The organism is Microbacterium capsulatum (genome assembly GCF_030865425.1).
GTDB lineage: Bacteria > Actinomycetota > Actinomycetes > Actinomycetales > Microbacteriaceae > Microbacterium > Microbacterium capsulatum.
In genome coordinates this window covers 249105-276027 of sequence record NZ_JAVFCB010000005.1, presented here as the reverse complement: position 1 = coordinate 276027, position 26923 = coordinate 249105, and the positions used below count along the sequence as shown (strand labels likewise).

Genomic DNA, 26923 nt, shown 5'->3' with positions numbered 1-26923 from the left:
CCGCTCGCCCTAGCGTCGCTGTGTGCCCTGCACCGGGCCCTACCCTGACCCACGATCGAACGGATCCACAGTGAAGATCTCTCGCGCAGCCCAGCTGGGCATCGTCGCCGCCGTCGCGGCCCTGGCCCTCGCCGGGTGCTCGTCGGACCCCGGCACCGCTCCGTCTTCTTCCCCCTCGACCGCGAACGCCCCGAAGATCGACGCCTCCGTCAAGGGCACCATCGCCGCGGGCGGCTCGTCCGCCCAGGCCAACGCGCAGACCGCGTGGACCGCGGCGTTCACCTCGCTCGCCAAGGGCGTCACCGTCAACTACGACAAGACGCTCGGCTCGGGCGGCGGTCGCACCAACTTCCTCGCGGGCTCGCTCGACTTCGCCGGCTCCGACGCTCCGATGTCGGCCGACGAGACCACCTCTGCCGCGGCGAAGTTCCCGGGCGGCGCGGTCAACCTGCCGATCTACCTCGACGGCGTGGCGGTGGCCTACAACTCCTCCATCGGCGCGACCCTCAACCTGACCACCCCGACGATCGCGAAGATCTTCTCGGGCAAGATCACCGACTGGTCCGACGCCGCCATCACCGCCGACAACGGCGGCAAGGCGCTGGCCGCGGGCAAGATCAACGTGGTCGTCCGCTCCGACTCGTCGGGCACCGCGAGCAACTTCACGAACTTCCTGCACGCCGCCGACCCGACCGACTGGACCTGGGCCGGCAGCGGCACCTTCCCGGCGGACATCAAGGGCGTCGACGCGCAGAAGGGCGGCGGAGCCGTCGCGACCGAGGTGTCCACGGTCCCCGGCTCCATCGGGTACCTCGACCACTCGGCGCTCGTCAAGGGCGTTTCCGCCGCGACCGTCAACGGCATCGCGTTCTCGAACACCGCGGTGGCGGACGCGCTGACCGCCGGTGGCACGACCGCCTCGAACGGCGTCGCCGGCGACCTCTCGATGAAGTTCGACTACGCGAAGATCAAGGCCAAGAGCTCGGCCTACCCGATCCCGCTCCTGTCCTACGCGATCATCCCGCTGAAGTTCACCAACGCGGGCAGCTCCGCCGCGACCATCGAGTACCTGAAGTTCATCGCCACGCCCACCGGCCAGCAGGTCGCCGCGGCGAAGGCCGGGTCGGCTCCCCTCCCGCAGTCCGTGCTGGACAGCGTGCAGGCGACCCTCGGGACCGTCAAGTAATTCCGAACGGACACTGAATGAGTTCTCTCACTGAGACCGCCGGCGGTCGGGCCCCCCAGGGCCCGGCCGCCGCCGCGGTGCTCCCCTCCCCTGGCAAGGCGGGAGATCGCGTCTTCCTCGGGCTGAGCACCGGAGCCGCCTGGCTCATCATGGTGATCCTCGCCGGTGTCGCGATCTTCCTCATCATCCAGGCCGCCCCGGCGATCGCCGCCAACTGGGCGACCAACACCCAGATCAAGGACCCGACCGCGGGCAACACGGTCGGATTCGCGAACATCTGGACCTACGTCGGCCCGCTGATCTTCGGCACGATCTGGGCGTCGTTCCTCGCCCTGCTTTTCGGCGCACCCGTCGCCCTGGGCATCGCGCTGTTCATCTCGCACTACGCGCCGCGTCGCATGGCCGGGATCCTCGGCTACGTGATCGATCTGCTCGCGGCGGTCCCCTCCGTGGTGTTCGGCCTCTGGGGCCTCTACACGATGCGCCAGTTCCTGATCCCGTTCAACAGGTTCGCCGCCGAGAACCTCAGCTGGCTGCCCTTCTTCCACGGCACCGCCTCGGCCGCGGGCGGCACGATCCTCGCGGGCGCGATCGTGCTCGCGGTCATGATCCTCCCGATCATGACGTCGATCAGCCGCGAGATCTTCCTGCAGACTCCGCAGCTGCACGAGGAGGCCGCGCTGGCCCTCGGCGCCACCCGTTGGGAGATGATCCGCCTCGCCGTCTTCCCCTACGCCCGCAGCGGCGTCATCAGCGCGGTCCTGCTCGGCCTCGGCCGTGCACTCGGCGAGACCATGGCCATCGCCATGATCGTGTCGCCCAAGTTCATCTACTCGTTCGTGATGATCGGCGACGACAACCCCGGCACCATCGCCGCGAACATCGCCCTGCAGTTCGGCGGATCCAACGGGCTGCAGCGCCAGGCGCTCATCGCCACGGGCCTCGCCCTGTTCGTGATCTCGTTCGCCGTGAACTTCGTCGCCCGCTGGATCGTCGCCCGTTCCGCACCCGGCACGCGCCGCACGAAGGCGCCGAAGACGAAGGAGGTGGCCGCGTGACCGCCACGACGACCGCCCGTCCCGTGGCGTCGAAGACCTCGTCGTCGCTGCACGCCGGGCGACTGCCCCGCTACTCCGAGCTCTACACGCTGCTCGGCGCCCTCGCGGTCGTCGCGGCCGTGTTCGCCCTCCTCGCCGGCAACGGCGGATTCAACATCGTCGGCTGGCTCATCGTCAGCGCCGTCGTGTACCTCCTCGCGATCGCAGTGCTCTCGGCGATCGCCGAGGGACGTCGCCAGGCCGTCGACCGCGTCATGCGCGGGCTCGTGGCGAGCGCGTTCGTCCTCGCGCTGATCCCGCTGGTCTCCCTGCTGTGGACCGTCTTCTCCCAGGGCATCACGACCCTCACCCCGCGGTTCATCTTCGGCGCCGAGACGAGCGGGTTCAACTGGAACACCCTCGTGACCACGACGGTCGCCGGCGCCGGGCCCGCGCTGGTCGGCACGCTGATCATCACGGGCGTCGCGACCGTCATCTCCCTGCCGATCGGCATGCTGACCGCGGTCTGGCTCACCGAGTACTCGAAGCCGACCAGCCCGATGCGGCGCACGATCACGTTCCTCGTTGACGTGATGACCGGCATCCCGTCGATCGTGGCGGGTCTGTTCGCGTTCGCGCTTTTCGCCCTCATCGTCGGGCCGAAGGCGTTCAGCGGCTTCTCCGCGGCCGTCGCGCTGTCCGTGCTGATGATCCCCACCGTGGTGCGCTCGAGCGAGGAGATGCTCAAGCTCGTTCCGATGGAGCTGCGCGAGGCGTCCTACGCGCTCGGCGTGACCAAGTGGCGCACGATCCTCAAGGTCGTGCTGCGCACGGCCGTTGGCGGCCTCGTCACCTCCGCGGTGCTCGCGATCGCGCGCGTGATCGGCGAGACCGCCCCGATCTACATCGCCGCCGGGTACACGAACGCGATCAACACGAACCCGTTCAACGGCCCGATGTCCACCCTCGCGGTGCTGTCGTACACCGGCTACGCGTTCCCCGACCAGTCGCAGCCCGACATGTCCCACCAGGAGGCGTGGGGATCCGCGCTGCTGCTCATCTTCATCGTCGTCATCCTGAACCTCGTCGCCCGTCTGATCGCAGCGAAGTTCGCCCCGAAGGCGCGCCGTTAGGCGCTCAGAAGGAGTTTCCGATGTCCAAGCGCATCGACGTCACAGACCTCGACGTCTACTACAGCGATTTCCTCGCGGTCGAAGGGGTCAACATCGAGATCGAGCCGCGCACCGTGACGGCTCTCATCGGCCCGTCCGGATGCGGCAAGTCAACGTTCCTCCGCACGCTGAACCGCATGCACGAGGTCATTCCGGGTGCGCACGTCAAGGGATCGGTCGAACTCGACGGCGAGGACCTGTACGCGCCCGGCATCGACCCGGTTCTGGTGCGCCGCCAGGTGGGCATGGTCTTCCAGCGCGCCAATCCGTTCCCGACGATGTCGATCCGGGAGAACGTGCTCGCCGGCGTCAAGCTCAACGGCGGCAGGCTGGCGCGGTCCGACGAGGACGCGATCGTCGAGAAGTCGCTGCGCGGCGCGAACCTCTGGGAGGAGGTCAAGGACCGCCTCGACAAGCCCGGCATGAGCCTGTCCGGCGGCCAGCAGCAGCGTCTGTGCATCGCCCGCACGGTCGCCGTGGCCCCCGACGTGATCCTGATGGACGAGCCGTGCTCGGCCCTCGACCCGATCTCGACGCTCGCGGTCGAAGACCTCATCCACGAGCTCAAGACCGAGTACACGATCGTGATCGTGACGCACAACATGCAGCAGGCGTCCCGCGTCTCGGACAAGACCGCGTTCTTCAACATCGCCGGCGCCGGCAAGCCCGGCAAGCTCATCGAGTACGCCGACACCACGACGATCTTCACGGCCCCGTCCGTGCAGGCCACCGAGGACTACGTCTCCGGCCGCTTCGGGTGATCCAGGCGGGCTGAACGACCGGGCGCGCCCCTTGTCCCCTCGTCCCTCCCCCTCGTCCCTCCCCCTCCGGGAAAACCGAGAGCTTCTCGGCGCGTCGCGCTCCAGCGCCGCCCGACACGCCGCCTCACGTGAGGACGCTCTCCGTTTTCCGGGCGATGGTTGATCCTGCACAGGGTCGGATCCGCGCCGGTTTCGCACGGCTTACGGGATCCGGATCCGCGAGGCATCGCTCGGACGCCACGATCGTGGGATGTTCTCCGCCGCCGCGATTCTCCTCACGCTCGGACGGATGGCGCGCACGGCCGAGCTGAAGTCGCTCGGCGTGAGCGAATCCGAACTGACGCGCGCCGTGAGAGCGGGCGAGGTCGTGCGAGCCCGCCAGGGTGTGTACGCCCTGCCCGACACCGCGCCCGAGCACGTGCACGCCGCAGCGCACGGCGGGACGATCGGATGCGCCCACGCGGCCGCTCTGCACGGCCTCTGGACACTGACGGTCCCGGATGTCCCGCACGTCTGGATGGGACGGACAGGGACGCCGCGGGGCCGGACGGACGGATGCCGGATCCACTGGAGCCACGGCCACGTCGATGTCGGCCGACTCCCGCCCGTCGAGGTCGTGCTGCTGCAGCTCGCCGTCTGCGCGGATGAGGAGACGTTCTTCGCCGCGCTCGAGTCCGCGCTGAGGCGGAGCCTGCTCGCCCCCGGACGGCTGCGGTGGCTGTACCGGCGCGTCCCGCACCGGCTGCGCCGGCTCGTGTCCTTCGCACGCGCCGATGCGGACAGCGGCCTGGAGTCGCTGATCCGCCTCCGGCTGCACCGCATCGGGATCGAGGTGCGCACCCAGGTGACGATCGTCGGCGTCGGCGAAGTCGACTTCGTCATCGGCGCGCGACTCATCATCGAAGCCGACGGGCGCGAGAACCACGACGCCTCGGACAAACGCCACAAGGATCTGCTCCGCGACGCGGCTGCCGCGTCGCTCGGCTACGAGACCCTGCGATTCGACTACGACATCATCGTGAACCATTGGCCGGTCGCGCAGGCCGCGATCCTCGCCGCGCTGGCCCGCGCCGCATCCTGAACGCTCCGATCACCCGCACCCTCTCTCCCCGTTGCCTCTCTCCCCGTTGCCTCGGACCTCGTTGCCTCGGAAAACGGAGAGCCCCACGGCGCGTCGCCGTCGCGCGAAGGCGGACACGCCGGGTTCCGCGTGATCCCCTCTCCGTTTTCCGGCCCGGAGGCGCCAGCCGATCCGGAGTGCGTCAGCCAACCCGGAGGGCGCCAACTGGGCGCGCGGGCGCTCAGTCGCGCGGCGCGAGGAGGTACGCGTTCAGCCCGGCGGTGAACGCCGTGTCGACCGACAGCACGGTCTCGTCGATCGCCGAGATCGGCGCGGCCAGGCGCAGGCTGGAGACGAGCCACGCGGCGTCGGCGCGGGCCAGGTCGGCCGTGGGCACCGTCTGGTACGCGGTCTCGAAGCCCTCGGCCTCGAGGTGCGCGAAGACGCTGATCTGCGTGGTGCCCTGCAGGATCCCGCCGCGCGGGGCCGGCGTGACGAACCGGTCGCCGAGGCGCAGGATCAGCGACGCGGTGGGCGCCTCCAGCACGACGCCGTCGGTCGTGGTGAAGATCGCGTCGTCGGCGCCGCGGCGGTGCGCTTCGCGCAGAGCCGCCATGTTCACGGCGTAGGACAGGGTCTTCGCGCCGAGCAGCAGCCACGGCGAGCGCTCCGCGGCGCCGCTGTCGTACCCGCGGTCGAGTGTGACGACGCGGATCCCCTGCGTGCGCGGCTTCTCGAAGTCGGCGGCCGGGGCGGCGGTGGTCCAGGCGGTCGGCGCCGGGCCCTTCTCCACACCGCGGCTGAGGATGAGCTTGATGACCCACTCCCCCGGCCCGCACTCCGCCGCGGCGATCGCGGTCGCCTGCCGCCACTGCTCCCGGTGCGGCGTCGGCAGATCGCACAGCGCGGCGGAGTGGGCCAGGCGCTGCAGGTGCGCCTCGACCTCCTGGGCGTGACCGTCCACGACCCCGATCGACTCGAAGATGCCGTCGCCGCGCTGCGTGCTGAGCTCCCCCACGCTGAGCGCGGGAGCGTTCGGATCGATGCTGCGGAAGCTGTCGCTGAAGTCGGCCCGCTCCTCGTCGGCGGACTCGGCGGGGGTGATCAGCAGGGCGAATCGGGCGGCAACCATACACCGAGCCTAGGTCCCTGCGCGCCGCGCGAGCCGGAACGGGCGATGGCCGATCCGGAGATTCCCGGATCGGCCATCGTCGTGCGCACCGCTCAGCTCGCCGCGGCGCTCGCCTTCTGCCGGCGGACGATCCGGGTGAGGACCGTGGCGACGCCTGCGCCGACAAGGGCGAGCGACGCCATGATCACGAACACGATGTGATACCCCGCGGCGCCCGGATTCGCGTCGAGGATCGCGCCGTAGATCACGAAGGCGAACATCCCCGGTGCGTAGCCGACCAGCGAGGCGATGCCGAATGCGGTGCCGCTGACCTCTTCGGGGATGCCGACCTCGGCCATGGGCGCCCAGAACACTCCTCGCATGCTGAAGATGACCAGCGAGAACATCAGGGTCGCGATCATCGCGGGAACACGGGTGGCGGGACCGGCCGGCAGCAGGATGATGACCGCCGCCACCGGGATGAGCGCGATGAACGCCCAGCGGAGGTACCGGCTCGCGCTCTTGAAGACCTTGTCCGTCAGGAAGCCGCCGGTCGGACCGCCGAGGATCTTCAGCCCGTACTGGTTGATGATGCCGTACGCGCCGACGAAGGCGACGGGCAGACCGTAGACGTAGGTCAGGTACGGGATGAAGTAGGTCAGGCCGCAGTACACGATGTAGACCATGAACACGGTGACGCTGACCCACCACAGTTGCGGCATCCGCGCGGCCTGGAGGATCGTGCGCAGCCCCGCGGGCTCGGTCTTGACCGGCGCGCTCGCGTCCTTGGGCGCGTCGCGCAGCAGTAGGAACACGAGGATGCCCACGACGATGTCGATGATCGCGTAGAAGAGGATCGCCCCGCGGAAACCGCCCGAGCCCGACCCGAGCAGGGCGAAGACACCGAGGGCGCCGAACGCCACGATGGTGTCGATGACACCGCGCCCGGCCTCGAGCAGACCGAACATGCGGCCCTGCTCGTCCTTGCCGCCGAGATGGCGCACGCTCTTGAGCAGTGCCGGCCAGAGCAGGCAGTCCGAGCAGATCGCCAGCGCGGCGAACGTGATCAGCAGCGGGCCGTAGCCGGGGAACGTGCTGATGTACACGCCGAGCGCACCCGCGCCGATGAGACCGGCGGGGATCAGGAACCGGGTCGAGATGCGGTCGGCGAGGATGCCGCCGACCACGAAGAGCGCGGTCGCGACGATCGAGTTGACGCTGAGCAGCATGCCGATCTCGGTGTTGTTGAGACCGAGATCCTGCTGCATCGGGACGTAGAAGGCGTCCTTGATGTTCGCGAGCTTGTAGATGGTGCCGCCGGCCATGACGAGCACGGCGAACCGGAACCACCGGGCCTTGCCGGAGCGTCGCGGCGCCGGGGTCGCGGCGGCGGGGGTCTGCTGAGTGGTGGAGTTCGTCATCGTGCACCTGCCAGGGCTTCGGCCTCGACGCGGCAGGAGGCGAGCTCGCGCAGCCGCGTCAGGATCTCTCGTACGTGGGTGACCTGGTTCACGGCCCAGCGACGCTCGGCCTGCAGCAGATCGGGAAGATGCCATCCTTGCGGGATGCCGGTCGTGCTCATCTCGCGGTACGGGATGAACGGATCCGCCTCCTCGTTCGCGTGACGGAACGCGGGCGCGCGGTAGAGGTTCTCCTGCTCGAGCGCGAGCGCGATGACCTGAGGCTCCTCGGATCCCAGCATGAGCGTCTCGAACAGCATCCGGGCGCCGGGGAGGTCGTCCTCCGCACTTCCCATGAGCACGCCGCGGTGGCCGGTGCCGACCTGCTCCGGCATGATGTGCACGCCCTTCATGTGCACCTGGTCGAGGTGCGGGGCGAGGGCGGCGAAGGCGTCCATGGGCCGCTCGGCGGCATTGATCATGTTGCCGAAGTCGAACAGCGCGTGCAGGCGGGGGTGGTCGACGGTGCGCAGCAGCGCGGCGATCTCAGCGGCCTTGAGCTCCTCGTGCTGTTCGAAGGTGAAGTGCAGGTCGTGCTCGTCCGCGAGGGCGGCGAGGCGGCGGAGGTCCGCCTCGACCCGTGACAGCACGGATGAGAGGCGACCTTCGAACCGCGAGTACACCCGGATCCGCCGGACGCCGACGAGCCCCGCGATCCGGATGACCTCGGCGACGTCGTCGTCGTCCGTGGTGCTGATCTCGAGGTGCACGTCGAGCCCGAGCGCACGGGCGCGATCGCCGAAGCGGCGCAACTCGTCGTCGCTCATGGCGCCGAGGCTGCGCTCCTCGCCGTCGAGCAGGTGGATGCACACCCCCGCCAGCTCGTGGTCGTAGGCGAAATCGAGCACGTCGTGCGGTCCGTATGTGCCGTAGGTGAGGTTGGTCAGCAGCGCATACGCGTGGCCGAACAGGCGAGCGCCGTCGATGCGCTCGATCAGGGTGGCGGCGCGCTGCGCGGTGAGTTCGGGGATGTCGGCGAGTTCGGCGTCGTTCAGTCGTGGACTGAGCAGGGCCTCGAATCGTGATTGGATCTGGGGCATCTTCGCTCCTGAGAGGGGTTCGGGAGGGGTCGACGGATATCGTCGTCATCCTTTTTACGAACGCAATGGGATGCGCAACAGTCTCATTCCGATGCGACCGGACCAGTCCATTCCGCGGCGCAGCCCTCGTCGAACGCGGCCGCCATCCGCGCCACGGCGGCGGCCATGTGCTCCTGAGCGGTGCCGGCGAACCCGATGAGCAGGGCGGGCGGCAGCCGTCGCTGCACCCGGTAGTCCCCGAGCGCGTACGTGTACACGCCGCGCGCGGCCAGCCCCCGGGCGACGCTCTGATCGTCGACATCGCCGGCGAGCCAGCCGATGACGTGCAGCCCGGCGACCACCGGCGAGGCCCGGAGACGACCGGCCATCCGCGTGTCGAGCTGCTCCAGCAGGGCCTGCTGCCGTGCCGAGTAGAGGCGGCGAGTGCGGCGGAGGTGGGCGTGCAGATGCCCCTCGCGCAGGAAGTCCGCCAGGGCCGCCTGCATGAGCGTCGCCGGCGGCCGGGCGAGCACGGAGGACGCCGCGGCGAACGGGGCGACCAGATCACGCGGCAGCACGACGTATCCGAGCCGCAGCGACGGAGCGAGGATCTTGCTGAACGAGCCGACGTGGATCACCCGGTCCGCCCCGTCCAGGTCGAAGAGGGTCGGCAGCAGGCGACCGCCGTAGCGCAGTTCCCCGTCGGAGTCGTCCTCGACGATCCAGGCGTCGGCACGCTGGGCCCAGCCGATCCATTCCGCCCGTCGCCCCGGGGTCATGGTCATGCCGAGCGGATGCTGACGGGCGGGCGTGAGGTACGCCAGCCGCAGGGCCGGGTCGGCCCGCGCGGCATCGGCCACCGCACCCTCGTCATCGACCGGGACGCCGACGACACGGCATCCCTGCGCCTGGAACGCCACCCGGCCCGCGATGTGCCCCGGATCCTCCACCGCGACCCGATCTCCGGGGTTGAGCAGAAGGGTCGCGATGATGTTCAGCGCCTGCTGCGCCCCCGAGGTGATGACGATCTGGTCGGCATCGCAGTCGATCCCTCGCACGTCGACGAGGTAGTCGGCGACCGCGGTGCGCAGCGAGTCGAACCCGTGCGCGTCTGGGTACCCGAGGAGCTCCCTGCGCGAGGCCCGGTGCGCCACGAGCCTGCGCCACGCGGAGACCGGGAAGGCGTCCACGGCGATCTGGCTCGCGACGAACGACTCGGCTTCACGAGGCGACCAGGACAGGGGTGCTTCGGCGTACAGCTCGCCGCCCCGGGCGGAGACCGCCGCCCCTCGCTCCGACAGCGGCGGCCGCGCAGATCGCCGCCGCGGGACGGGTGTCCCCCAGAGCCGGTCCACGTACGTGCCGTCGCCGGCGCGGGCGCGCAGGAACCCCTCCGCGGTGAGCTGTTCGAACGCCGCGACGACGGTGGCTCTCGAGACGCCCAGTTCCGAGATCAGCGTCCGGGTCGACGGCAGCCGCGCCCCCGGCGGCAGCGTGCCGTCGCCGATCATCGCGCGCATCTGCAGCGCGAGCTGCCGGTACAGCGGCTGCTCGCCGGTGCGGTCGAGCTGCACGCCGGCCAGCAGCCGACCGCCGGCGTCCTTCATCGCACCTCCGCCCGCATGGGCCCATCGTACGGCCGACGCCCTGCTTCCCGTCCGGTAGACTCTCGGATGCCGGGCCGCATAACCCCGGGCTCCATTTTTCGCCGCTGCGAGCGGCCTTCCGCCGAGAGGCGTTCTTGCGGCCCGGCTTCTTCATGTCCGGACGGCAGAACCTCGGTGCGACGTCAGTTCAGGGATCCGTCGCGCCAGGCCGACGCCGACGCGGAGAGCTCCTGGGCGTAGGAGCTGAGCCGCGCCGCCCGGGTGGTGAGGGAACTGGCTCGCTCCGGCTCTGTGGGCTCATAGTCGTCGGCGAGATGCGTCGCGCCGGAGGCCTGCACGCGGCAGAACGCCGCGGCCCGCTCGAGGGCGACCGCGAAGTCGCCCGAGAAGGCGCCGTGCAGGATCGTGTCGATCAGCGCGACCAGTTCCTCAGGACCGGCCGGGACCGGGGCACCGGCGACGAGCGCATCGACGGAGGGCAGCTCGATCCGCCCGCGCTCGTGCAGCAGCGCGGCCAGCTCGGCGTCCGTGTGAATGGCCGCCTGCAGCAGATACAACCGCCACAGCGCGCCCGGCAGCGACACGGCGGGGCTCTTCGCCCACAGCTCCGCGATCTCGGCGATGCCGTGCTCCTGCGCGTAGGCGACCAGCCGCTCCGCGCTCACGCCGCTGTCGTCGGCCCTGACCCGGGCAAGCAGCGCCGAGGCCGTGGCGTGCGCCATCCTCGTCTGCTCGGCGGGATCGTGGGATCCGAGCAGATTGTCGAACGTCTCCGGCGGTCGGCGCACGGGACGGTGGAAGGGTGCGGGCACCGCCCCAGGGTACGCGCGTCAGCCGCACGATGACACACAGCGCAGAGCCCTAGACTGGTCGCACGGGCCTCTAGCTCAGTTGGCAGAGCATCGGACTTTTAATCCGCGGGTCGTGGGTTCGAGCCCCACGGGGCCCACCGGTCAGACGCGAAGACCACGATCGAGTCGTCGAGCGGAGTCGGCATGGAGATCACACCGAAGCGCATCACCGAGCTGCGGCCGGACGAGGTCTTCGTCTTCGGCTCGAACGCGAGCGGGGCGCACGGCGGCGGGGCCGCCCTGATCGCCCATCAGAGGTTCGGAGCCGTCTGGGGCGAAGGTCACGGGCACCACGGCCAGACCTATGCGATCGACACGATGAGCGGCCTGGACACGCTCGCCGTCGAAGCCGGCGTCTTCCTCGACTACGCCCGCGCCCACCCCGAGCTGCGGTTCCTGCTGACACCGGTCGGCTGCGGCATCGCCGGCTACACGCCCGAACAGGTGGCTCCGTACTTCCGCGCGGCCCCGGCCAACGTCACGATGCCCGACGCGTTCGTCCGGTACCTCTGACCCGAGCCGGCTGCACCCCGAGGTCTGCTCTGAGCCGATCCGCCGCGGTCAGACCCCGAGGTCTGCCAGCAGCTCCCGCACCCGGGCCTCGATGTCGTCGCGTACGCCGCGCACCGTCTCGGCGCCCTGCCCGGCGGGATCCTGCAGCTCCCAGTCCTCGTAGCGCTTCCCCGGGAAGATCGGGCAGGCATCGCCGCAGCCCATCGTGATCACGGCGTCCGCCTCGCGTACGTCGTCGGTGCGGAGCAGCTGCGGCACGGCGGCGGAGATGTCGATGCCCTTCTCCGCCATCACGGCGACGGCCGCGGGGTTGATGCCCTCCCCCGGCGCGGACCCGCCCGAGCGCACCTCGACGCGGTCGCCGCCGAGGGCGCGAGCGAACCCGGCGGCCATCTGCGAGCGCCCGGCGTTGTGCACGCACACGAACAGGATCAGGGGCTTACGGGTCACGCTCTCGACCCTAGCCGAGCGGATCCGGGAAGGGCGCGCCCGCCTGGCGTGCGAACAGCGCGATCGCACGCCGGGCGTCGTCGACCGAGATGCTGCCGCCGGCGACGATGTGCAGTCCGTAGGCGTCCTCGAGCGCGACGAAGTTCATCGCGATGTCGTCGATCGGACCGGTCAGTGCGAAGTCGCCGCTGTCGACCCCCGCGGCGAGGATCCCCCGGAACAGCTCGAGCTGCTCGCGGTACAGCGTCTGCACGAGCTCGTCGTGCAGCGGCGACTTGCCGGCGAGCACGTCGAACTCGTAGAGCAGCCGCATGAGGGCGTCGTCCGGGCCGTCCGGCAGGCCGGCGGAGACCGCCACCGCGAGCTGTGCCGCCGGGGATCCGGCCTGCGCCACGAGGGCCGCGCGTTCGGAGCCGACCCGGCGCATGCCGGCGGCATGGGCCTCGACGAGGATCGCGTCAAGGTCCTCGTAGTAGTACAGCAGCGCGCCGCGGGTCACCCCGGCCTGATGGGCCACGTCGGTCAGCGAGAGGTTGCGCAGCCCGTGCTCGGCCGCCGCGGCGAGCGCGGCGTCCACGACCTCGCGGCGGCGCTGCTGCTGGGTGCTGGGGCGGGCCATGCTGCCAGTATCGCAGGCGGATCCCGGTGGCGGACTCACCCCAGACAGGTTTCTTGACATCTTCGTCAATTTATTTACTCTTGAGTCAAAGAACTCTTTCCCGACGAAGCAGGAGCACCCGACATGGCTGTCGACACCCTCTACACGGGCGGCCGCGTCCGCACCTTCGATCCCGAGCGGCCGTGGGCCGAGGCGGTCGGCGTGACCGGCGACCGGATCTCCTACGTCGGCAGCGCGGCCGACGCCCCCTCGGCGCACCGGACGATCGACCTGGAGGGCCGCCTGGTGACCCCCGGCGTCGCCGACACGCACAACCACCTGCTCCTCGGCTTCGACGACCTGGCCGTGAGCCTGGAAGGCGTGACGAGCCTCGACGTGGTCCGCTCCCGCATCGCCGCGTTCGCCGAGGAGCACCCCGACCTCGAGTGGATCTGCGCCGAGAACGCGCTCTACTCCGTCGTCGAGGACCGCCGCCCGAACGCCGACGACCTCGCCGGGGTCACCGACCGCCCCGTCTTCATCACGACCTACGACCAGCACTCGGTCTGGCTGAACCGTCCCGCCCTGGCGAAGCTCGGGATCCTGAACGGCGGCGACATCGCCTGGGGCAATCCCGAGATCGACCGCAGCACCGGCGAGCCCACCGGCTGGGTCACCGACTTCTACACGAGCGCGATGACCGTCGACGGTCTTGCCGAGCTGCAGCGCGACATCCCGATGTACTCCCCCGACCGCCGCTATCGGAAGATCGTGAACAGCCTCGACATGGCCCGGCGGTTCGGGATCACGACCGTCGTCGAGCCGCAGGTCCCGCTTGCCGAGCTGCCGCTGTTCGCCCGTGCCGAGCGGGAAGGGAAGCTCACCTCCCGCACCATCGCATCGATCTATCACCCGGTCGGTGCGGACGGCGACTTCCGCGCGCGGATCACCGAGGCGATCCGGGAGACCCCGCAGCACGACCGGTTCCGCCTGGGCATGGTCAAGCTGTACGCCGACGACGTGATCGAGCCGCACACCGCGGCGATGCTCGAGGACTACGCGAACCGTCCCGGCCACCGCGGCCACACGAGCCTCGAGCCGATCGAGTTCACCAAGCTGTTCGTCGAACTCGACCGGCTCGGCTACCAGGTGCACACGCATGCGACCGGCGACTGGGGCATCCGGCTCACGCTCGACTCGATCGAGGCGGCCCGCCGCGCGAACGGGGCCCGCGACGCCCGGCACGGCATCGTGCACGTCGAGTGCCTCGCCCCGGAGGATCTGCCGCGATTCCGCGAACTGGGCGTGGTGGCGGCGATGCAGCCACGGCACGCCTCCCCCGACCTCGTCGCCGGCACCTGGATGGACAACGTCGGCGAGGGCCGCTGGGACCGCGCCTGGCGCTTCCGCTCGATGATCGAGTCGGGCGCCCGCGTCACGTTCTCGAGCGACTGGCAGGTGGGCGAGATGGATCCGCTCGTCGGCGTGTACAGCGCGATGACCCGCGCCCGCCTCGACGGCGGGGACGCCTGGACGCTCGGCGAACGGCTGGATCTCGACCGCACGCTCGAGGCGTACACGAAGGGCGGGGCCGGCGCGTTCCACCACGAGAACGCACTGGGCATGCTCCGCCCCGGCTGTTTCGCCGACCTCGTCGTCTGGTCCGGGGACCTCTACGGCATGGAGCCCGCCGAGATCCTCACCCAGAGCGCCGACCTCACGATCGTCGGCGGATCCCCGGTCCACGACGCCCGCGGCGAGGCCATCCCCGCCTGAGCACCCGTCCCCGTCCGTCCCCACGATGATGTGAAAGAACCGATGTCCGCACTCCCCTCCCCCTCCACGATCGCCGCACACGACGACCGGATCGCTCACGAGCCGGGCTCGCTCAAGCGCACCCTGAAGCTGCGCCACCTGGTCTTCATCGGCCTCGCCTACATGGCGCCGCTCGCGGTCTTCGACATGTTCGGCATCGTCGCGGACAAGACCGGCGGCCACGTGCCGCTCGCCTACCTCGTCGTGCTGGTCGCGGTGCTGTTCACCGCGTTCAGCTATTCACGCATGGTCCGCTTCTTCCCGATCGCCGGATCCGCGTACACCTACGCGAAGGAGACGATCCATCCCGCGATCGGCTTCCTCGTGGGCTGGGCCGCGACGCTCGACTACCTGCTGCTGCCGATGATCAACGCGATCCTGTCCGGGATCTACATGGGCGCTGTCTCACCGCAGGTGCCGTTCTGGGTGTGGGTGCTGCTCACGGTCGTGATCTGCACGGCGCTCAACCTCGTCGGCGTGCGGCTCGCGGCGAGCATGAACGTGATCCTGGTCTCGATCCAGCTCGTCGTCGCGGTGCTGTTCGTCGTGCTCGCCGTCGTGAACATCTCGAACGGCGCGAACCACGCCGCGTTCACGGTCCGCCCGTTCTTCTCGGATGACCTGCAGTCCGCCGCCCTCGCCGGCGGGGCCGCGATCCTCGCGCTGTCCTTCCTGGGCTTCGACGCGGTCTCCACGCTCGCCGAGGAGGCCGAGCGGCCCACCAGGGACATCCCTCGGGCGATCTTCCTCATCGTCGCCGCGGCCGGCGCCTTCTTCCTCACCGTCACCTACGTGATGCAGACACTGTTCCCGGACGTCACGAAGCTGGAGAACATCGTCGGCGCCTCCCCCGAGATCGCGAAGTACATCGGCGGCGCCGCGTTCCAGGCGATCTTCGTGGGCGGCTACATGATGGCGGTGCTGGGCTGCGGGATCACGCAGCAGATGAGCGCCGCCCGACTGCTCTACGCGATGGGCCGGGACGGCGCCCTGCCGAAGCGGCTGTTCAGCCGGGTCGATCCGCGCACCGGGGTGCCGGTCGCGAACGTCCTCATCGTCGCCGCGATCGCCCTGACGGCGCTGTTCGTGGACCTCGAACAGGCGTCATCCATGATCAACTTCGGCGCGTTCATCGCGTTCACGTTCGTGAACCTGTCGGTGATCTTCCTGTTCTTCCGCTTCATCGCCGCACGCACTCCGGGCGCCTGGATCGGCTTCGTGGTGATCCCGGCGATCGGCGTGGCGATCAACGTCGGGCTGTGGCTGAGCCTGGACGGGATCTCGATGATCATCGGCGGCGCCTGGACCGCGGCGGGCGTCGTCTACCTCGTGATCAAGACGCGCGGCTTCCGTGCGGCTCCGCCGGACCTGACCGGGCCCATCAACGTCGGGATGCACGAGTAGTCGTCGTCGACGCAGCGCCGGTCGCGGTCCTCCCGCGGCCGGCGTTCCCGTATCAGTCGGCGGTGATCCCGGCGAGCTTCCGCACCGTGCGCAGGTTGCGCGCGGTGCCGGCGACGCCCAGCGCTCGATCGAACACGGGCCGGGTGAGCCTGGTCGCGTTCACGCCAGCGGCGTAGTCGATCCACAGGTCGCGGCCGCGCAGCGCGATCCGCTCCTCCGGCAGCAGCCGGCCGGTCAGCGCCTCGACGGCGCCGTCCTGCGGATCCGCCTCCAGGAACATCACGTGCAGCATCCTGTCGCTTGCGGCATCGGGGAACGGGTTCTCCGCGAGCGCCCGCTCCAGCTCGTCATGGGTGCGCAGGATCACCGGGGTGTCGACGCCGAAACCCTCCTGGATCAGCGCCCGCACCTGGGTGCAGGCCGCGTCGCGATCCTCCGGTGCGTCGCAGATCACGTTGCCGCTCGCGATGTAGGTGGCGACCGTGCCGAGGTCCATCCGCTCGGTGAGGAGCGCACGCAACTCGGCCATCGGAACCCTGCCCGTGCCGCCCACGTTCACGGCCCGCAGCAGCAGGGCGCAGCGCCCGCCGCTCACTCGACGGAGCCGCTCTCGACGGAGCCGCTCTCGACGAGCTCCGCCCCGGCGTGCGCAAGCTCGGCGAGGGCCGCCGCGCTGGACTCCTCGCCGACGCCCGCGACGAGGTCGGTGAGGATCCGCACATGCACGCCGTGTGCCATCGCGTCGGTCGCGGAGGCCCGTACGCAGTGGTCCGTCGCGATCCCCACGACGTCGGCCGTGAGCACGCCGTGCGCGGACAGGATCTCGGCGACGGTCTCGCCGCCCTCCGTCGCACCCTCGAACATCGAATAGGCGGGCTTGCCCTGCCCCTTGCGGACGTGGTGCGTGATCGCCCCGGTCACGAGCAGCGGGTCGTAGTCCGCGCCGTCGGTTCCGGCGACGCAGTGCACGGGCCAGGTGTCGATGTAGTCGGGCTCGGCCGCGAAGTGCCCGCCGTTGTCGCTGTCGGCTTCGTGCCAGTCCCGCGACGCCACCACGACGTCGTAGTCGCCGGCGTGCTGCTCGAGGAATGCGCTCACGCCGGACGCGACCGCGTCTCCCCCGGTGACGGCGAGGGCGCCGCCCTCGGTGAAGTCGTTCTGGACGTCGACGATCAGAAGTGCCCGAGTCATGCTTCGAGCGTACGCCGGAACGACGAAGCCCCCTCCGAAGAGGGGGCTTCCGGTGGAGCCGCCCAAGGGAATCGAACCCTTGACCTTCTCATTACGAGTGAGATGCTCTGCCGACTGAGCTAGGGCGGCGCACCTCTCGGAAGAGGCGCATGCGGAGAACCGCACGATCAACGATCTTACCCTGTCCGCGAGGGTGCTGCGAACCACGTCCGCAATCGCCCCGCCGGCGGGCGGATCGCCTCCGCGCGCGGCTACTGGCAGCGGATTCCGGCCTTGTCGGGCACCGTGTTCGTCACGAAGTAGGCGTCCACGGCGCTGTCCACGCAGTTGTTGCCCTTGTTGTAGCCGGTGTGCCCCTCGCCCACCCGGGTGATCAGCACGCCGCCTTCGAGCTGCTTGGCGAGCGACACCGCCCACTCGTACGGCGTCGCGGGGTCGTTGGTCGTCCCGATCACGAGGATCGGACCGGATCCGGGCGCCGTGATCTGACCGCGGGTACCGGTCGGCGGGTAGGGCCACTGCTCGCACGGGTCGACGCCCTCCCAGTACGGCGCGACGACCGGGGCCAAGACGTTGATCTTCGCCTGCGCGGCGTCCTTGACGGCCTTGTCCTTCTCCAGCGGGTAGTCCATGCAGTTGTACGCCCGGAACGCCTCCGTGGAGTTGTCGGTGTACTTGCCCTTCTCGCGCCCGTTGTAGAAGTCGGCGAGCTGGAACGCGACCGACGGGTCGCCCTTCAGGACCCCGGTCAGCGCCTCGCTGAGGTACGACCAGCTGTCCTGCGAGTAGAGCGCCGCGACGATCGACGTCATCATGGTGTCCGCGCCGAGCAGACGGCCGTCGGCGTTCTTCTGCGGGGTGCGGTCGACGCTCGCGAGCAGCGCCCCGAGGTCGCTCATCGCCTCGTCCACGCTGCCCTGGAAGGGGCACTTCTTCCCCTTCAGGCAATCGGCCATGTACGCCTTCAGCGCCGACTCGAAGCCGACCGCCTGCGTCGTGCTGACGTCGAGGCTCGACACCGCCGGGTCCAGCGCGCCGTCGAGCACGACTTGCCCGACCCGGTCGGGGTAGAGCCCCGCGTAGGTGGCGCCGAGGAACGTGCCGTACGAGTAGCCGAGGTAGTTCAGCTTCTTGTCGCCGAGGACGGCGCGCAGCAGGTCCATGTCGCGCGCGGAGTTCACCGTCGTGATGTAGGGCAGGATCCCGCCGCTGTTCTGCGCGCAGGCGTCGGCGAACCGCTTGTTCGCGGCGCCCAGCGCGGCGTTCCACTGATCGCTGCCGCGGGTGCCGGGCGGGATCGAGTAGAGGTAGGCGTCCATCTGCGGCGCGGCGAAGCACTTGACCGCGGTCGAGGAACCGACGCCGCGCGGGTCGAACCCGATCACGTCGTAGTTCTTGATCAGCGTCGGGCTGACGGCGAAACTCAGGTTCGACTTGATCAGGTCGACACCGCTCGCACCCGGGCCGCCGGGGTTGGTCAGCAGCGATCCCTTCGCGGTGCCGGTGGCGCGATGCCGGATCACGGCGAGGTCGATCCGCCCCTTGGCCGGGTCGGTCCAGTCCAGCGGGGCCTTCACCGTCGTGCAGTCCATCCCGGTGCCGCAGGAGGACCAGCTCAGCGTCTGGCCGTAGAACGGCTTGAGCGCGGCGGACACCCCCGCGGTGTCGGGGGCGTTCGGGGACGAGGAAGCCGAGGTGCCCGCGGGGATCATCGAGTAGAGGCAGCCGGAGAGTGCGACCGCGGCGACGGCGAGACCGGCGAGGACGGCGGACACCCGGCGCAGGCGGGGAGCGGTGAGCTTCTTCACGGTTTCCTCCCGCTCGTGACGGTCACGAGCAAGCTCTCGAGGGCGAGCGCCGGAGCGACGTTGCGCTCCAGCGACTCCCTGGTCTGGGCGAGGTGGTCGAGGACGACGAGCGTGCGCTCCGGCGGCCAGGCCGCGGCGACCGCGGCGAGCTCGGCGGACAGTTCGCGGTTGATGAGGCCGTCGGTGCGGCCGAACTGCAGCATCACGACGTCGCGGAACATCGACTGCAGGTCGGTGAGCACGCGGTCCAGGCCGTCGCGCAGGCTGCGCTTGGCCCGCTGCTTCTGCTCGTCCTCGAGGGCGTTCAGCTGCGAACGCACGGCCGGCGGCACGGCCTGCCCCTCGGCGATCCCGACGGTGCGCAGCAGCGAGCGCCGCTCGGCCTCGTCCCGCTCCGTGGTGAGCGTCTTGGCGTCGTCCGTCGCGGCCTGCACGATCTGGCCGGCGACCTCCACGGCGTCGCTCACCCCGCGGGCGCCGAGCACCGCGCGCAGGGTCTGCTCCCGGCGCGCGCGGGCGGCGTCGTCGGTGGCGAGACGCTGCGCCATGCCGATGTGGCGCTGCGCGTGCCGGGCCGCCTGCTCGGCGATCGCGGGGTCCGCGCCGGTGCGCCGCACGATGAGCTCGGCGACGGACTCGACGTCGGGCTCGCGCAGCCGCAGCGACCGCACCCGGGAGCGGATCGTGGGAAGGAGGTCGGCCTCGCTCGGCGCGCAGAGGACCCACACGGTCTGCTCCGGTGGCTCCTCGAGCGCCTTCAGCAGCACATTCGAGGTGCGCTCGGTCATGCGGTCGGCGTCCTCCACGACGACCACCCGGTACCGCCCGTTGGACGGACCGAAGTACGACCGCTCGACGAGGGCGCGCGCCTCGGCGATCGTGATGATCACCTTCTCCGTGCGCAGCACGGTGATGTCGGGGTGGGTGCCGGCGAGCACCTGGCGCATCGTGGCCTCGTCGTCCGGGCTGTCGGCGATCAGGGCCGCGGCGAAAGCGGTCGCGAGCGTCGAGCGACCGGACCCGGGCGGACCGGTGATGAGCCAGGCGTGCGAGAGCGCGGCCGGATCCTCGGCAGCCAGGCGCAGCGTGTGGACCGCGTCGTCCTGCCCCCACACGTCCGTCCACGGGAACGGGGCGAGGACGGTGGCGGACATGGCTCCAGCCTAAACGGTGGGTCGGACATCACCGCCTGCTCGCGAGCGGCGATGTCGCCGCTCAGCCGACGGACGTCGCCGCTCAGCCGACCGGCGTCGCGGCTCAGCCCAGCAGCGCCGCGACCCGCTCCCGCACGGCGGAGGCGATGGATTCCGGGTCCTGCGCGGCGTCGACCACGAGGAAGCGCTCCGGCTCGGCGGCGGCCAGCCCGAGGAAGGCGTCGCGCACGCGGGCATGGAACTCCTCCCGCTCGGCCTCGAGCCGGTCGAACGGCTTGTCGGCCGAGTCCAGGCGACAACGGGCCTCCGCCGGATCCAGGTCGAGCAGCACGGTGAGGTCGGGCAGGGCTCCCTCGGCCGCCCACAGCGACAGCTCCCGCACCTCGACCGGGTCGAGGATCCGCCCTGCGCCCTGGTAGGCGACCGAGGAGTCCAGGTACCGGTCCTGGATCACGACGTCGCCGCGTTCGAGCGCCGGTCGCACGACGGTCGCGACGTGGTGCGCCCGATCCGCCGCGTACAGCAGCGCCTCGGCCCGCGGGGCCACGTCGCCGCGGTGGTGCAGCACGATGTCGCGGATGAGCACGCCGACCTCGGATCCGCCCGGCTCCCGCGTGCGCAGGACCTCGCGCCCCCCATCGCGGAGCCATTCCGCGAGCAGGACGGCCTGAGTGGTCTTGCCGGTACCGTCGCCGCCCTCGAGCGTGATCCAGAGACCGCGGTCCGCGCTCACGCGCTTGCGGCCTTCTTCGCAGCGTTGGCGGCCCGCGTCGCCGCGGCCTTCTTCGCGGCGGCGGAGCGGGCGGCGGCCTTCTCCGCGTCGGTCGGCGCCTTCTTGGCCGGGGCCTTCTTCGCGGCCGCGGTCTTGGCCGGAGCCTTCTTCGCGGCGCTCGCGCGGGAACCGCGCTTGGGGGCGGGACCCTTCGCGCGCTTGTCCGCGAGCATCTGCACCGCGATCTCGAACGTGATGTCCTGCACCTGCTGGCCGCGCGGGATCGTCACGTTGGTCTCGCCGTCGGTCACGTACGCGCCGAAGCGGCCGTCGCGGATCCGGATCGGCTTGCCGCTGACCGGGTCGGCCTCGAACTCGGCGAGCGCGCTGGAGGCCCGGCGGGCGCCGTACTTCGGCTGCGCGTAGATCGCCTGCGCCTGCTCCAGCGTGATGTCGAAGATCTGCTGCTCGTTCTCGAGCGACCGGGAGTCGGCGCCCTTCTTCAGGTACGGGCCGAAGCGGCCGTTCTGCGCGGTGATCTCCTCGCCGGACTCGGGATCGGCGCCGACCACGCGCGGCAGGCTGAGCAGCTGCAGCGCCGTGCCGAGGTCGATCGTGTCCACGGACATCGAGCGGAAGAGCGAGGCGGTGCGCGGCTTGGGCGCGGCCTCCTTCTTCGCCCCGCGCTTCGGCTTCGGCGCCTCGACGACCTCGCCCGTGGTCTCGTCGACCTCTGCGTCGTCCGCGACCGGGTCGTTCTCCTGCACGTACGGGCCGAACCGGCCGTCCTTGACGACGACGACCTTGCCGTTGTCCGGGTTCTCGCCGAGCACCCGGTCTCCGGCGACGGGCGCGTCGATGAGTTCCTGCGCCTTCGCGGCGGTGAGCTCGTCGGGTGCGAGATCCTCCGGGACGTTGACGATCCGCGGCTTCTCGTCGGGGTGCGCCGGATCCACGACCTCGAGGTACGGGCCGTACTTCCCGAAGCGGAGCGTGGCGTCGTCGGTGATCCGCGTCGCGTTCAGGGCCCGCGCGTCGATCTCGCCGAGGTTGTCGACGACCTGCCGCAGACCCACCTGGCTGTCCGAGCCGTAATAGAAGGAGTGCAGCCACTCGACCCGCTTCTGCTCCCCGCGCGCGATCGCATCGAGGTCGTCCTCGAGCGCGGCGGTGAAGTCGTAGTCGATGAGGTCGGCGAAGTGCTGCTCCAGGAGCCGCACGACGCTGAACGCCATCCAGGTCGGCACGAGGGCCTGGCCGCGCTTGGTCGCGTAGCCGCGGTCGATCACGGTGCCGATGATGCTGGCGAACGTCGAGGGGCGGCCGATCCCGTGCTCCTCGAGCGCCTTCACGAGCGAGGCCTCGGTGTAGCGCGGCTTCGGGGTCGTGCGGTGGGGCTTGGCGTCGGCCTCGGAGACCCCGAGCACGTCGCCGACCGCGACCGCCGGGAGCGACTGGTTCTCGGCGGCGTCCGCGTCGCTGCGCTTCTCGTCCCGTCCCTCCTCGTAGGCCTCGAGGAAGCCCTTGAAGGTGTAGACGGTGCCGGAGGCGGTGAACTCCGCCGTGCGGCCGTCCGCATCGACGGCGAGCGTGACCGTCGTCGTCTCGTACTTGGCGTCGGACATCTGGCTGGCGACGGTGCGCTTCCAGATGAGGTCGTAGAGGCGCAGCTCCTCGCGATCGAGGTGTCCCGCGACGGACGCGGGCGTGCGGAACTGCTCGCCCGACGGGCGGATCGCCTCGTGCGCCTCCTGCGCGTTCTTGCTCTTGCCCTTGTACACGCGGGGCTTCAGCGGAACCGCGGCGTCGCCGTACAGCGCCACCGCCTGCGACCGGGCCGCCTGCACCGCCTGGGTGCTGAGGGCGACCGAGTCGGTGCGCATATAGGTGATGTAGCCCTTCTCGTAGAGGCGCTGGGCGACGCTCATCGCCTGCTTCGCGCTCATCGAGAGCTTGCGTCCGGCCTCCTGCTGCAGCGTCGAGGTGGTGAACGGCGCGTAGGGGCTGCGCGTGCCGGGCTTCGCCTCGACCCTGGTGACCTCGGCGGATCCCGCCGCGTCGACGGCTGCCGCGAGCGCGGCGGCGGCCTTCTCGTCGAGGACGACGACGGCCTTCTTCAGCGCGCCGCTGTCGTCGAAGTCGGTGCCGCGGGCGATCGCGCCGCCGTCCAGGCGGACGAGGCGGACCTTGAACCCGGTGGTCCCCGAGCCGGCTGAAGGGGCGGTCGCGGTGGCGTCCACGTCCCAGTACTCGGCCGAGACGAACGCCATGCGCTCGCGCTCCCGGTCGACGATCATGCGGGTCGCGGCGGACTGCACGCGGCCGGCGGACAGGCCGGACTTCACCTTGTACCAGAGCACGGGCGAGACGTCCCAGCCGTACAGCCGGTCCAGGATCCGTCGGGTCTCCTGGGCGTCGACGAGCGCGAGGTCGAGCTCACGGGTGTTGCCGACGGCGGCCTGGATGGCGTCCTTGGTGATCTCGTGGAAGACCATGCGCTTGACCGGGACCTTCGGCTTCAGCGTCTCCAGCAGGTGCCACGCGATGGCCTCACCCTCGCGGTCCTCATCCGTGGCGAGCAGGAGCTCGTCGGCGGTCTTCAGCGCGCGCTTGAGCTCCGCGACGGTCTTCGTCTTGCGATCGCTGACCACGTAGTAGGGATCGAAGTCGTGATCGACGTCGATCGAGTACTTGCCGTACGCCTGCTTGTCCGCCGCGGGGATGTCCTTCTTGTCGGCGAGGTCGCGGATGTGACCCACCGAGCTGAGCACCTCGAAGCCGTCGCCGAGATAGCCCTGGATGGACCTCATCTTCGTCGGGGACTCGACGATCACAAGCTTTTTGCCTTGCGCCACGGGTGCGTCCTTTCTTCGAAGCACACCATACACACCGTGTCGAGGTCGATGACTCAGCACGGTCATCCGTCGCCCGCAGGAGTTTCGGGCGGTCCTGCTCGGGAAGCGGCGACGGTCGGGAGACCAGCGTACGCCGCCGAGACGCGCACCCCGACCACGAGGTCGTCGATGCGGCAGTCGTCCAGGGTCGCGCCGTGGGCGGCCGCGACCCGCGCCGCGACCTCGCAGGGGTCCCCGCCGACCGGGACCGCACCCGAGGCCGTGTCCGCGGCGGCGAGCGCGGCGGCATCGGCCGCGGCCGCCACCCGCTGCGAGGCCGCCCCGGCGCCGCCGACCAGGGCCGCGCCGAGCGCGAGCGCCGCGGTCACCGCGATCCCGCCCAGCGCGACGGCCGATCCGGCCATCAGCCCTCTCCCCTCATCCGCGGCCCGCGCGCTCCGCCGCCGGTCATCACCGGCCGCCCTCCAACGCGCAGCCGGTCGCCCGGATCGGCACCGCGACCCCGCCGAGGATCCGCGCCTCGGCCGACGCGGTGACGCACACGAGGTCGTCGGATCGGCTGACCGCGAACCCTGCGCCGGGATCGGCGCGGGCCACGGCCGCACCCGCATCGCCGGTCGCGTCGCCGCGGCCGAGGATCCGGGCGGCATCGGCGACGGCGTCCTGCAGCGTCACCATGCGCAGCCCCGCGCCGAGCACCCCGACGCCGAGCAGCAGGGTGAGCACGACGACCGGGAGCGCGACCGCGAGCTCGGCGGCCGCGGATCCGCGTTCCCGGCTCGCGGTCGGGTGGTGTCGCGCCCGGGCACCGCCGGGCGCCGGACCCCCGCGGGTCGGCGGCCGGCCGTTCATCCGACGGTCAGCGCCCGGCGCACGAGGTCCGTGAGGATCCCGCGCACCTCGTCGCTGCGCATGATGACGACGAGGAGCCCGGCGAACGCCACCGCCGCCATCGTCGCGATCGCGTACTCGGCGGTCGCGGCGCCGGTGTCGTCGCCGAACAGCCGTGCGGCGCGACGACTCGTCAGGGCGGGCAGGAGGTTCTCGGTCTGATCCATGGTGTCCTTCTCTCTCTTTCTTTCTTCGGGGGGCGGCATCCGGTGGGATCCGCACGATCAGGTCAGCGGGATCGGCGTCGTGGTGAGCACGCTGAGGATGAGCGGCGCGACGCCGAGCAGCAGGAAGGCCGGCAGCGTGCACGCCCCGAGCGGCAGCAGCAGGCTCGAGGAGAGACGTGCGGCACCCTTCCGACCGCGGGTCCGGGCGTCCCGGCGAGCACGGGCGGCCTCGGCGCGGAGCAGCTCGACCGCGGGCACGCCGGCCGCGGCGGACAGCCGCAGCACCCTCTCGATCGCCGGACCCTCTCCGTCGTCCGGTCGGTCCCGGATCGGAGCCGGATCCCGGCCGGGCTCCCCCGTCTCCTCCGCCACGAGCGCGAGCGCCCGGGGGATCGCGGTGCCGCCGGCGAGTGCGACGACGAGCAGCTCGGCGCGGATGCCCGGGATCCCCGCGGGAGGGCGCGCACGCCGTACCAGTGCTCTCGTCCAGGCTCGCGCGGCCAGCAGCAGGGCGATCCCGGCCGCCAGGCACGCCCACCCGGCCGGCTGTGTCGCGAGCACCGTGACGGTGTCGAAGCCGAGAGCGGTGCCGAGCAATAGACCGACGACGGGCAGCCACAGCATGAGCCGCGCGGTGCCTGCAGGTTCGGCCAGCGCGACATCGACCTCGTCCCGGATCTCGCCGGCGCCCTCGAGTGCCGCGGCGATCGCACGCAGCACGTCGCCGAGCGGCGCGCCCACGGTCGCGGCGATGCTCCACGCGGACGCCACGGTCGGCCACACCCCGCCGCAGGAGCGGATCCCGGCGACCAGTGCGCGTCCGCGCTCGACCTCCGCCAGCACGGCGACCGCCTCCGCCGATCCGCTCTCCGCGAGATGACGCCAGGCCGCGAGCGGCGACGCCCCCGCCTGCAGCAGGACCGCCAGGGTGCGCACCGTCTCCGCGACGGCGCCCTCGCCGCCGGGCGCCTCGTCGCACCGGATCCGGAACCGCCGCACCGGCCGGCCGCCCACCCGCACCGCCCGCCCGCCGACAGGCCGGGCGATCGATTCCCGCACCCGCCTCACCACGGCCGCACCTCCGCGATCCCGAGATGCTCGCCGTCGAGCCAGAGCTCCCCGGCCTGCACCAGGCGCCGCACCCCGGAGCGCTCCCGGACGAGATGCAGCACGGAGGCGAACGCGCTCACGGCCTGACGGGCGAGCGCGGGCGGATCCATCCCGGCCAGCGCTCCGAGCGCCTCGAGCCGGGCGGGCACGTCGCTCAGGCCGCTGGCGTGCAGGGTCCCGGCGCCGCCGTCATGACCCGTGTTCAGGGCGGTGAGAAGGTCGCGGATCTCCTCACCGCGGCACTCTCCCACGATGAGACGATCCGGCCGCATGCGCAGGGACTCCCGGACGAGCCGGGCGACGCCGATCGCGCCGACGCCCTCGAGGTTCGGCTGCCGCGCCTCGAGGGAGACGTGATGCGGGTGCCGCGGGCGCAGCTCGGCGACGTCCTCGATCGTCACGATCCGCTCGTCGTGCGGGACGTGCGCGAGCAGCGCTGCGAGCATCGTGGTCTTGCCGGTGCCCGTGCCGCCGGTGATGAGCACGTTCCGCCGTGCCCGCACGGTCTCCTCGAGCCATGCCCGCTGCGCGCCGTCGATCGCGCCGAGCCGGCACAGATCGTCGAGATCCGCCGCCCGCACCCGCGGGATCCGCACCGACACGGCCGTGCCCGAGGTCGCGACCGGCGCGAGGACTGCGTGCACGCGCACGCCGGACGCGAGCCGCACATCCACGCACGGCGCCTGGTCGTCCAGATGACGGCCGCCGAGCGCGATGAGCCGCACGGCGAGGTCGCGCACCTCCCGCTCCGACGCGGACCAGCCGGGCACGGGCTCCGCACCGGATCCGCGATCGAGGAACAGGCCGTCCGCGCCGTTCAGGAACAGGTCGGTGACCCGGGGGTCGGCGGCGTGCACGGCGAGCTCGCCGAAGGCCGGGTCCAGGTCCAGCGGCTCGGAGGCACCCGTGGATCCGCGAGGGACGATGACGAACGGCGAAGGCATGCCCCGACGCTAGGGACCCGGCTCACGCCGCGGAGCGGCCGGGATGC

Annotated in this window: 26 protein-coding genes and 2 tRNA genes; 9 read left to right on the top strand and 19 right to left on the bottom strand. The window is 71.1% G+C overall.

Going from position 1 to position 26923, the window contains the following annotated elements; translation table 11 throughout:
- Positions 1–70 precede the first annotated feature (70 nt).
- From RBR11_RS10860 to RBR11_RS10840, 5 genes are all read left to right on the top strand, one after another.
- A complete protein-coding gene (locus tag RBR11_RS10860; RefSeq protein WP_308489345.1) occupies positions 71–1186 on the top strand; it encodes a phosphate ABC transporter substrate-binding protein PstS in 1116 nt (371 codons plus the stop codon).
- Between the two features lie 17 nt (positions 1187–1203).
- Positions 1204–2244 carry a phosphate ABC transporter permease subunit PstC gene (pstC, locus tag RBR11_RS10855; RefSeq protein WP_308489344.1) on the top strand — a complete coding sequence of 347 codons (1041 nt, stop codon included), beginning with the start codon at positions 1204–1206 and terminating at the stop codon, positions 2242–2244.
- Positions 2241–3356, top strand: a complete 1116-nt coding sequence (pstA, locus tag RBR11_RS10850; RefSeq protein WP_308489343.1) for a phosphate ABC transporter permease PstA — start codon at positions 2241–2243, stop codon at positions 3354–3356. The genes pstC and pstA overlap by 4 nt, the downstream gene beginning before the upstream one ends.
- 20 nt (positions 3357–3376) lie before the next feature.
- A complete protein-coding gene (gene pstB / locus RBR11_RS10845; RefSeq protein WP_308489342.1) occupies positions 3377–4156 on the top strand; it encodes a phosphate ABC transporter ATP-binding protein PstB in 780 nt (259 codons plus the stop codon).
- Positions 4157–4406: 250 nt separating this feature from the next.
- Positions 4407–5237 (top strand): type IV toxin-antitoxin system AbiEi family antitoxin domain-containing protein, encoded by an 831-nt coding sequence (locus RBR11_RS10840; protein ID WP_308489341.1) that lies wholly within the window; start codon positions 4407–4409, stop codon positions 5235–5237.
- 220 nt (positions 5238–5457) lie between these two features.
- On the opposite strand, the gene RBR11_RS10835 is transcribed toward RBR11_RS10840, so the two are convergent.
- The 5 genes from RBR11_RS10835 to RBR11_RS10815 all read right to left on the bottom strand — a co-directional run bounded on the left by RBR11_RS10835 (position 5458) and on the right by RBR11_RS10815 (position 11225).
- Positions 5458–6348 carry an aminodeoxychorismate lyase gene (locus RBR11_RS10835; protein WP_308489340.1) on the bottom strand — a complete coding sequence of 297 codons (891 nt, stop codon included), beginning with the start codon at positions 6346–6348 and terminating at the stop codon, positions 5458–5460.
- Positions 6349–6440: 92 nt separating this feature from the next.
- A complete protein-coding gene (locus RBR11_RS10830) occupies positions 6441–7748 on the bottom strand; it encodes an MFS transporter (RefSeq protein ID WP_308489339.1) in 1308 nt (435 codons plus the stop codon).
- Positions 7745–8827, bottom strand: a complete 1083-nt coding sequence (locus RBR11_RS10825) for a sugar phosphate isomerase/epimerase family protein (protein WP_308489338.1) — start codon at positions 8825–8827, stop codon at positions 7745–7747. The genes RBR11_RS10830 and RBR11_RS10825 overlap by 4 nt, the downstream gene beginning before the upstream one ends.
- 83 nt (positions 8828–8910) lie before the next feature.
- Positions 8911–10413, bottom strand: a complete 1503-nt coding sequence (gene pdxR / locus RBR11_RS10820) for a MocR-like pyridoxine biosynthesis transcription factor PdxR (protein WP_308489337.1) — start codon at positions 10411–10413, stop codon at positions 8911–8913.
- 182 nt (positions 10414–10595) lie between these two features.
- Positions 10596–11225 (bottom strand): DNA-directed RNA polymerase subunit beta, encoded by a 630-nt coding sequence (locus tag RBR11_RS10815; RefSeq protein ID WP_308489336.1) that lies wholly within the window; start codon positions 11223–11225, stop codon positions 10596–10598.
- Positions 11226–11289: 64 nt separating this feature from the next.
- Here RBR11_RS10815 and RBR11_RS10810 point away from each other — a divergent pair.
- Both RBR11_RS10810 and RBR11_RS10805 read left to right on the top strand, forming a co-directional pair.
- Positions 11290–11362, top strand: a tRNA-Lys gene (locus RBR11_RS10810).
- A 46-nt stretch (positions 11363–11408) separates the two neighbouring features.
- Complete coding sequence (locus RBR11_RS10805) at positions 11409–11777, top strand: A1S_2505 family phage non-structural protein (RefSeq protein ID WP_308489335.1); 369 nt, start codon at positions 11409–11411, stop codon at positions 11775–11777.
- 48 nt (positions 11778–11825) lie between these two features.
- On the opposite strand, the gene RBR11_RS10800 is transcribed toward RBR11_RS10805, so the two are convergent.
- Together RBR11_RS10800 and RBR11_RS10795 are read right to left on the bottom strand one after the other, a co-directional pair.
- Positions 11826–12227, bottom strand: coding sequence for an arsenate reductase ArsC (locus tag RBR11_RS10800; RefSeq protein WP_308489334.1), 402 nt, complete (start codon positions 12225–12227; stop codon positions 11826–11828).
- 10 nt (positions 12228–12237) lie between these two features.
- The gene (locus RBR11_RS10795; RefSeq protein WP_308489333.1) at positions 12238–12846 is read right to left on the bottom strand and encodes a TetR/AcrR family transcriptional regulator; all 609 of its coding nucleotides are present in this window, start codon (positions 12844–12846) and stop codon (positions 12238–12240) included.
- Positions 12847–12969: 123 nt separating this feature from the next.
- On the opposite strand from RBR11_RS10795, the gene RBR11_RS10790 reads away from it, so the two are divergent.
- On the top strand, positions 12970–14601 hold the full coding sequence (locus RBR11_RS10790; RefSeq protein WP_308489332.1) for an amidohydrolase: 1632 nt from the start codon (positions 12970–12972) through the stop codon (positions 14599–14601).
- Between the two features lie 42 nt (positions 14602–14643).
- Positions 14644–16044, top strand: coding sequence for an APC family permease (locus RBR11_RS10785; protein WP_308489331.1), 1401 nt, complete (start codon positions 14644–14646; stop codon positions 16042–16044).
- Between the two features lie 52 nt (positions 16045–16096).
- Here RBR11_RS10785 and RBR11_RS10780 read toward each other — a convergent pair whose 3' ends face one another.
- The 12 genes from RBR11_RS10780 to RBR11_RS10725 all read right to left on the bottom strand — a co-directional run bounded on the left by RBR11_RS10780 (position 16097) and on the right by RBR11_RS10725 (position 26876).
- Positions 16097–16639, bottom strand: a complete 543-nt coding sequence (locus RBR11_RS10780; RefSeq protein ID WP_308489330.1) for a DUF1697 domain-containing protein — start codon at positions 16637–16639, stop codon at positions 16097–16099.
- Complete coding sequence (locus tag RBR11_RS10775) at positions 16636–17235, bottom strand: isochorismatase family protein (RefSeq protein ID WP_308489329.1); 600 nt, start codon at positions 17233–17235, stop codon at positions 16636–16638. The genes RBR11_RS10780 and RBR11_RS10775 overlap by 4 nt, the downstream gene beginning before the upstream one ends.
- Before the next feature lie 53 nt (positions 17236–17288).
- Positions 17289–17364, bottom strand: a tRNA-Thr gene (locus RBR11_RS10770).
- 122 nt (positions 17365–17486) lie between these two features.
- Entirely contained in the window at positions 17487–19043 is a 1557-nt protein-coding gene (locus RBR11_RS10765; protein ID WP_308489328.1) for an alpha/beta hydrolase, read from the bottom strand.
- Positions 19040–20197 carry a DNA polymerase III subunit delta' gene (locus RBR11_RS10760; protein ID WP_308489327.1) on the bottom strand — a complete coding sequence of 386 codons (1158 nt, stop codon included), beginning with the start codon at positions 20195–20197 and terminating at the stop codon, positions 19040–19042. The genes RBR11_RS10765 and RBR11_RS10760 overlap by 4 nt, the downstream gene beginning before the upstream one ends.
- 103 nt (positions 20198–20300) lie before the next feature.
- On the bottom strand, positions 20301–20930 hold the full coding sequence (tmk, locus tag RBR11_RS10755) for a dTMP kinase (protein ID WP_308489326.1): 630 nt from the start codon (positions 20928–20930) through the stop codon (positions 20301–20303).
- Positions 20927–23764: a type I DNA topoisomerase gene (topA, locus tag RBR11_RS10750; RefSeq protein WP_308489325.1), complete on the bottom strand. Its 2838-nt coding sequence runs from the start codon at positions 23762–23764 to the stop codon at positions 20927–20929. The genes tmk and topA overlap by 4 nt, the downstream gene beginning before the upstream one ends.
- A 62-nt stretch (positions 23765–23826) precedes the next feature.
- Complete coding sequence (locus tag RBR11_RS10745; protein ID WP_308489324.1) at positions 23827–24168, bottom strand: helicase; 342 nt, start codon at positions 24166–24168, stop codon at positions 23827–23829.
- A gap of 46 nt (positions 24169–24214) precedes the next feature.
- The gene (locus RBR11_RS10740) at positions 24215–24616 is read right to left on the bottom strand and encodes a TadE family type IV pilus minor pilin (RefSeq protein WP_308489323.1); all 402 of its coding nucleotides are present in this window, start codon (positions 24614–24616) and stop codon (positions 24215–24217) included.
- A complete protein-coding gene (locus RBR11_RS10735) occupies positions 24613–24822 on the bottom strand; it encodes a DUF4244 domain-containing protein (protein WP_308489322.1) in 210 nt (69 codons plus the stop codon). Before RBR11_RS10735 ends, RBR11_RS10740 begins: the two co-directional genes overlap by 4 nt.
- 57 nt (positions 24823–24879) lie before the next feature.
- Complete coding sequence (locus tag RBR11_RS10730) at positions 24880–25881, bottom strand: type II secretion system F family protein (RefSeq protein ID WP_308489321.1); 1002 nt, start codon at positions 25879–25881, stop codon at positions 24880–24882.
- A 5-nt stretch (positions 25882–25886) separates the two neighbouring features.
- A complete protein-coding gene (locus tag RBR11_RS10725; protein ID WP_308489320.1) occupies positions 25887–26876 on the bottom strand; it encodes a TadA family conjugal transfer-associated ATPase in 990 nt (329 codons plus the stop codon).
- Positions 26877–26923: the final 47 nt, after the last annotated feature.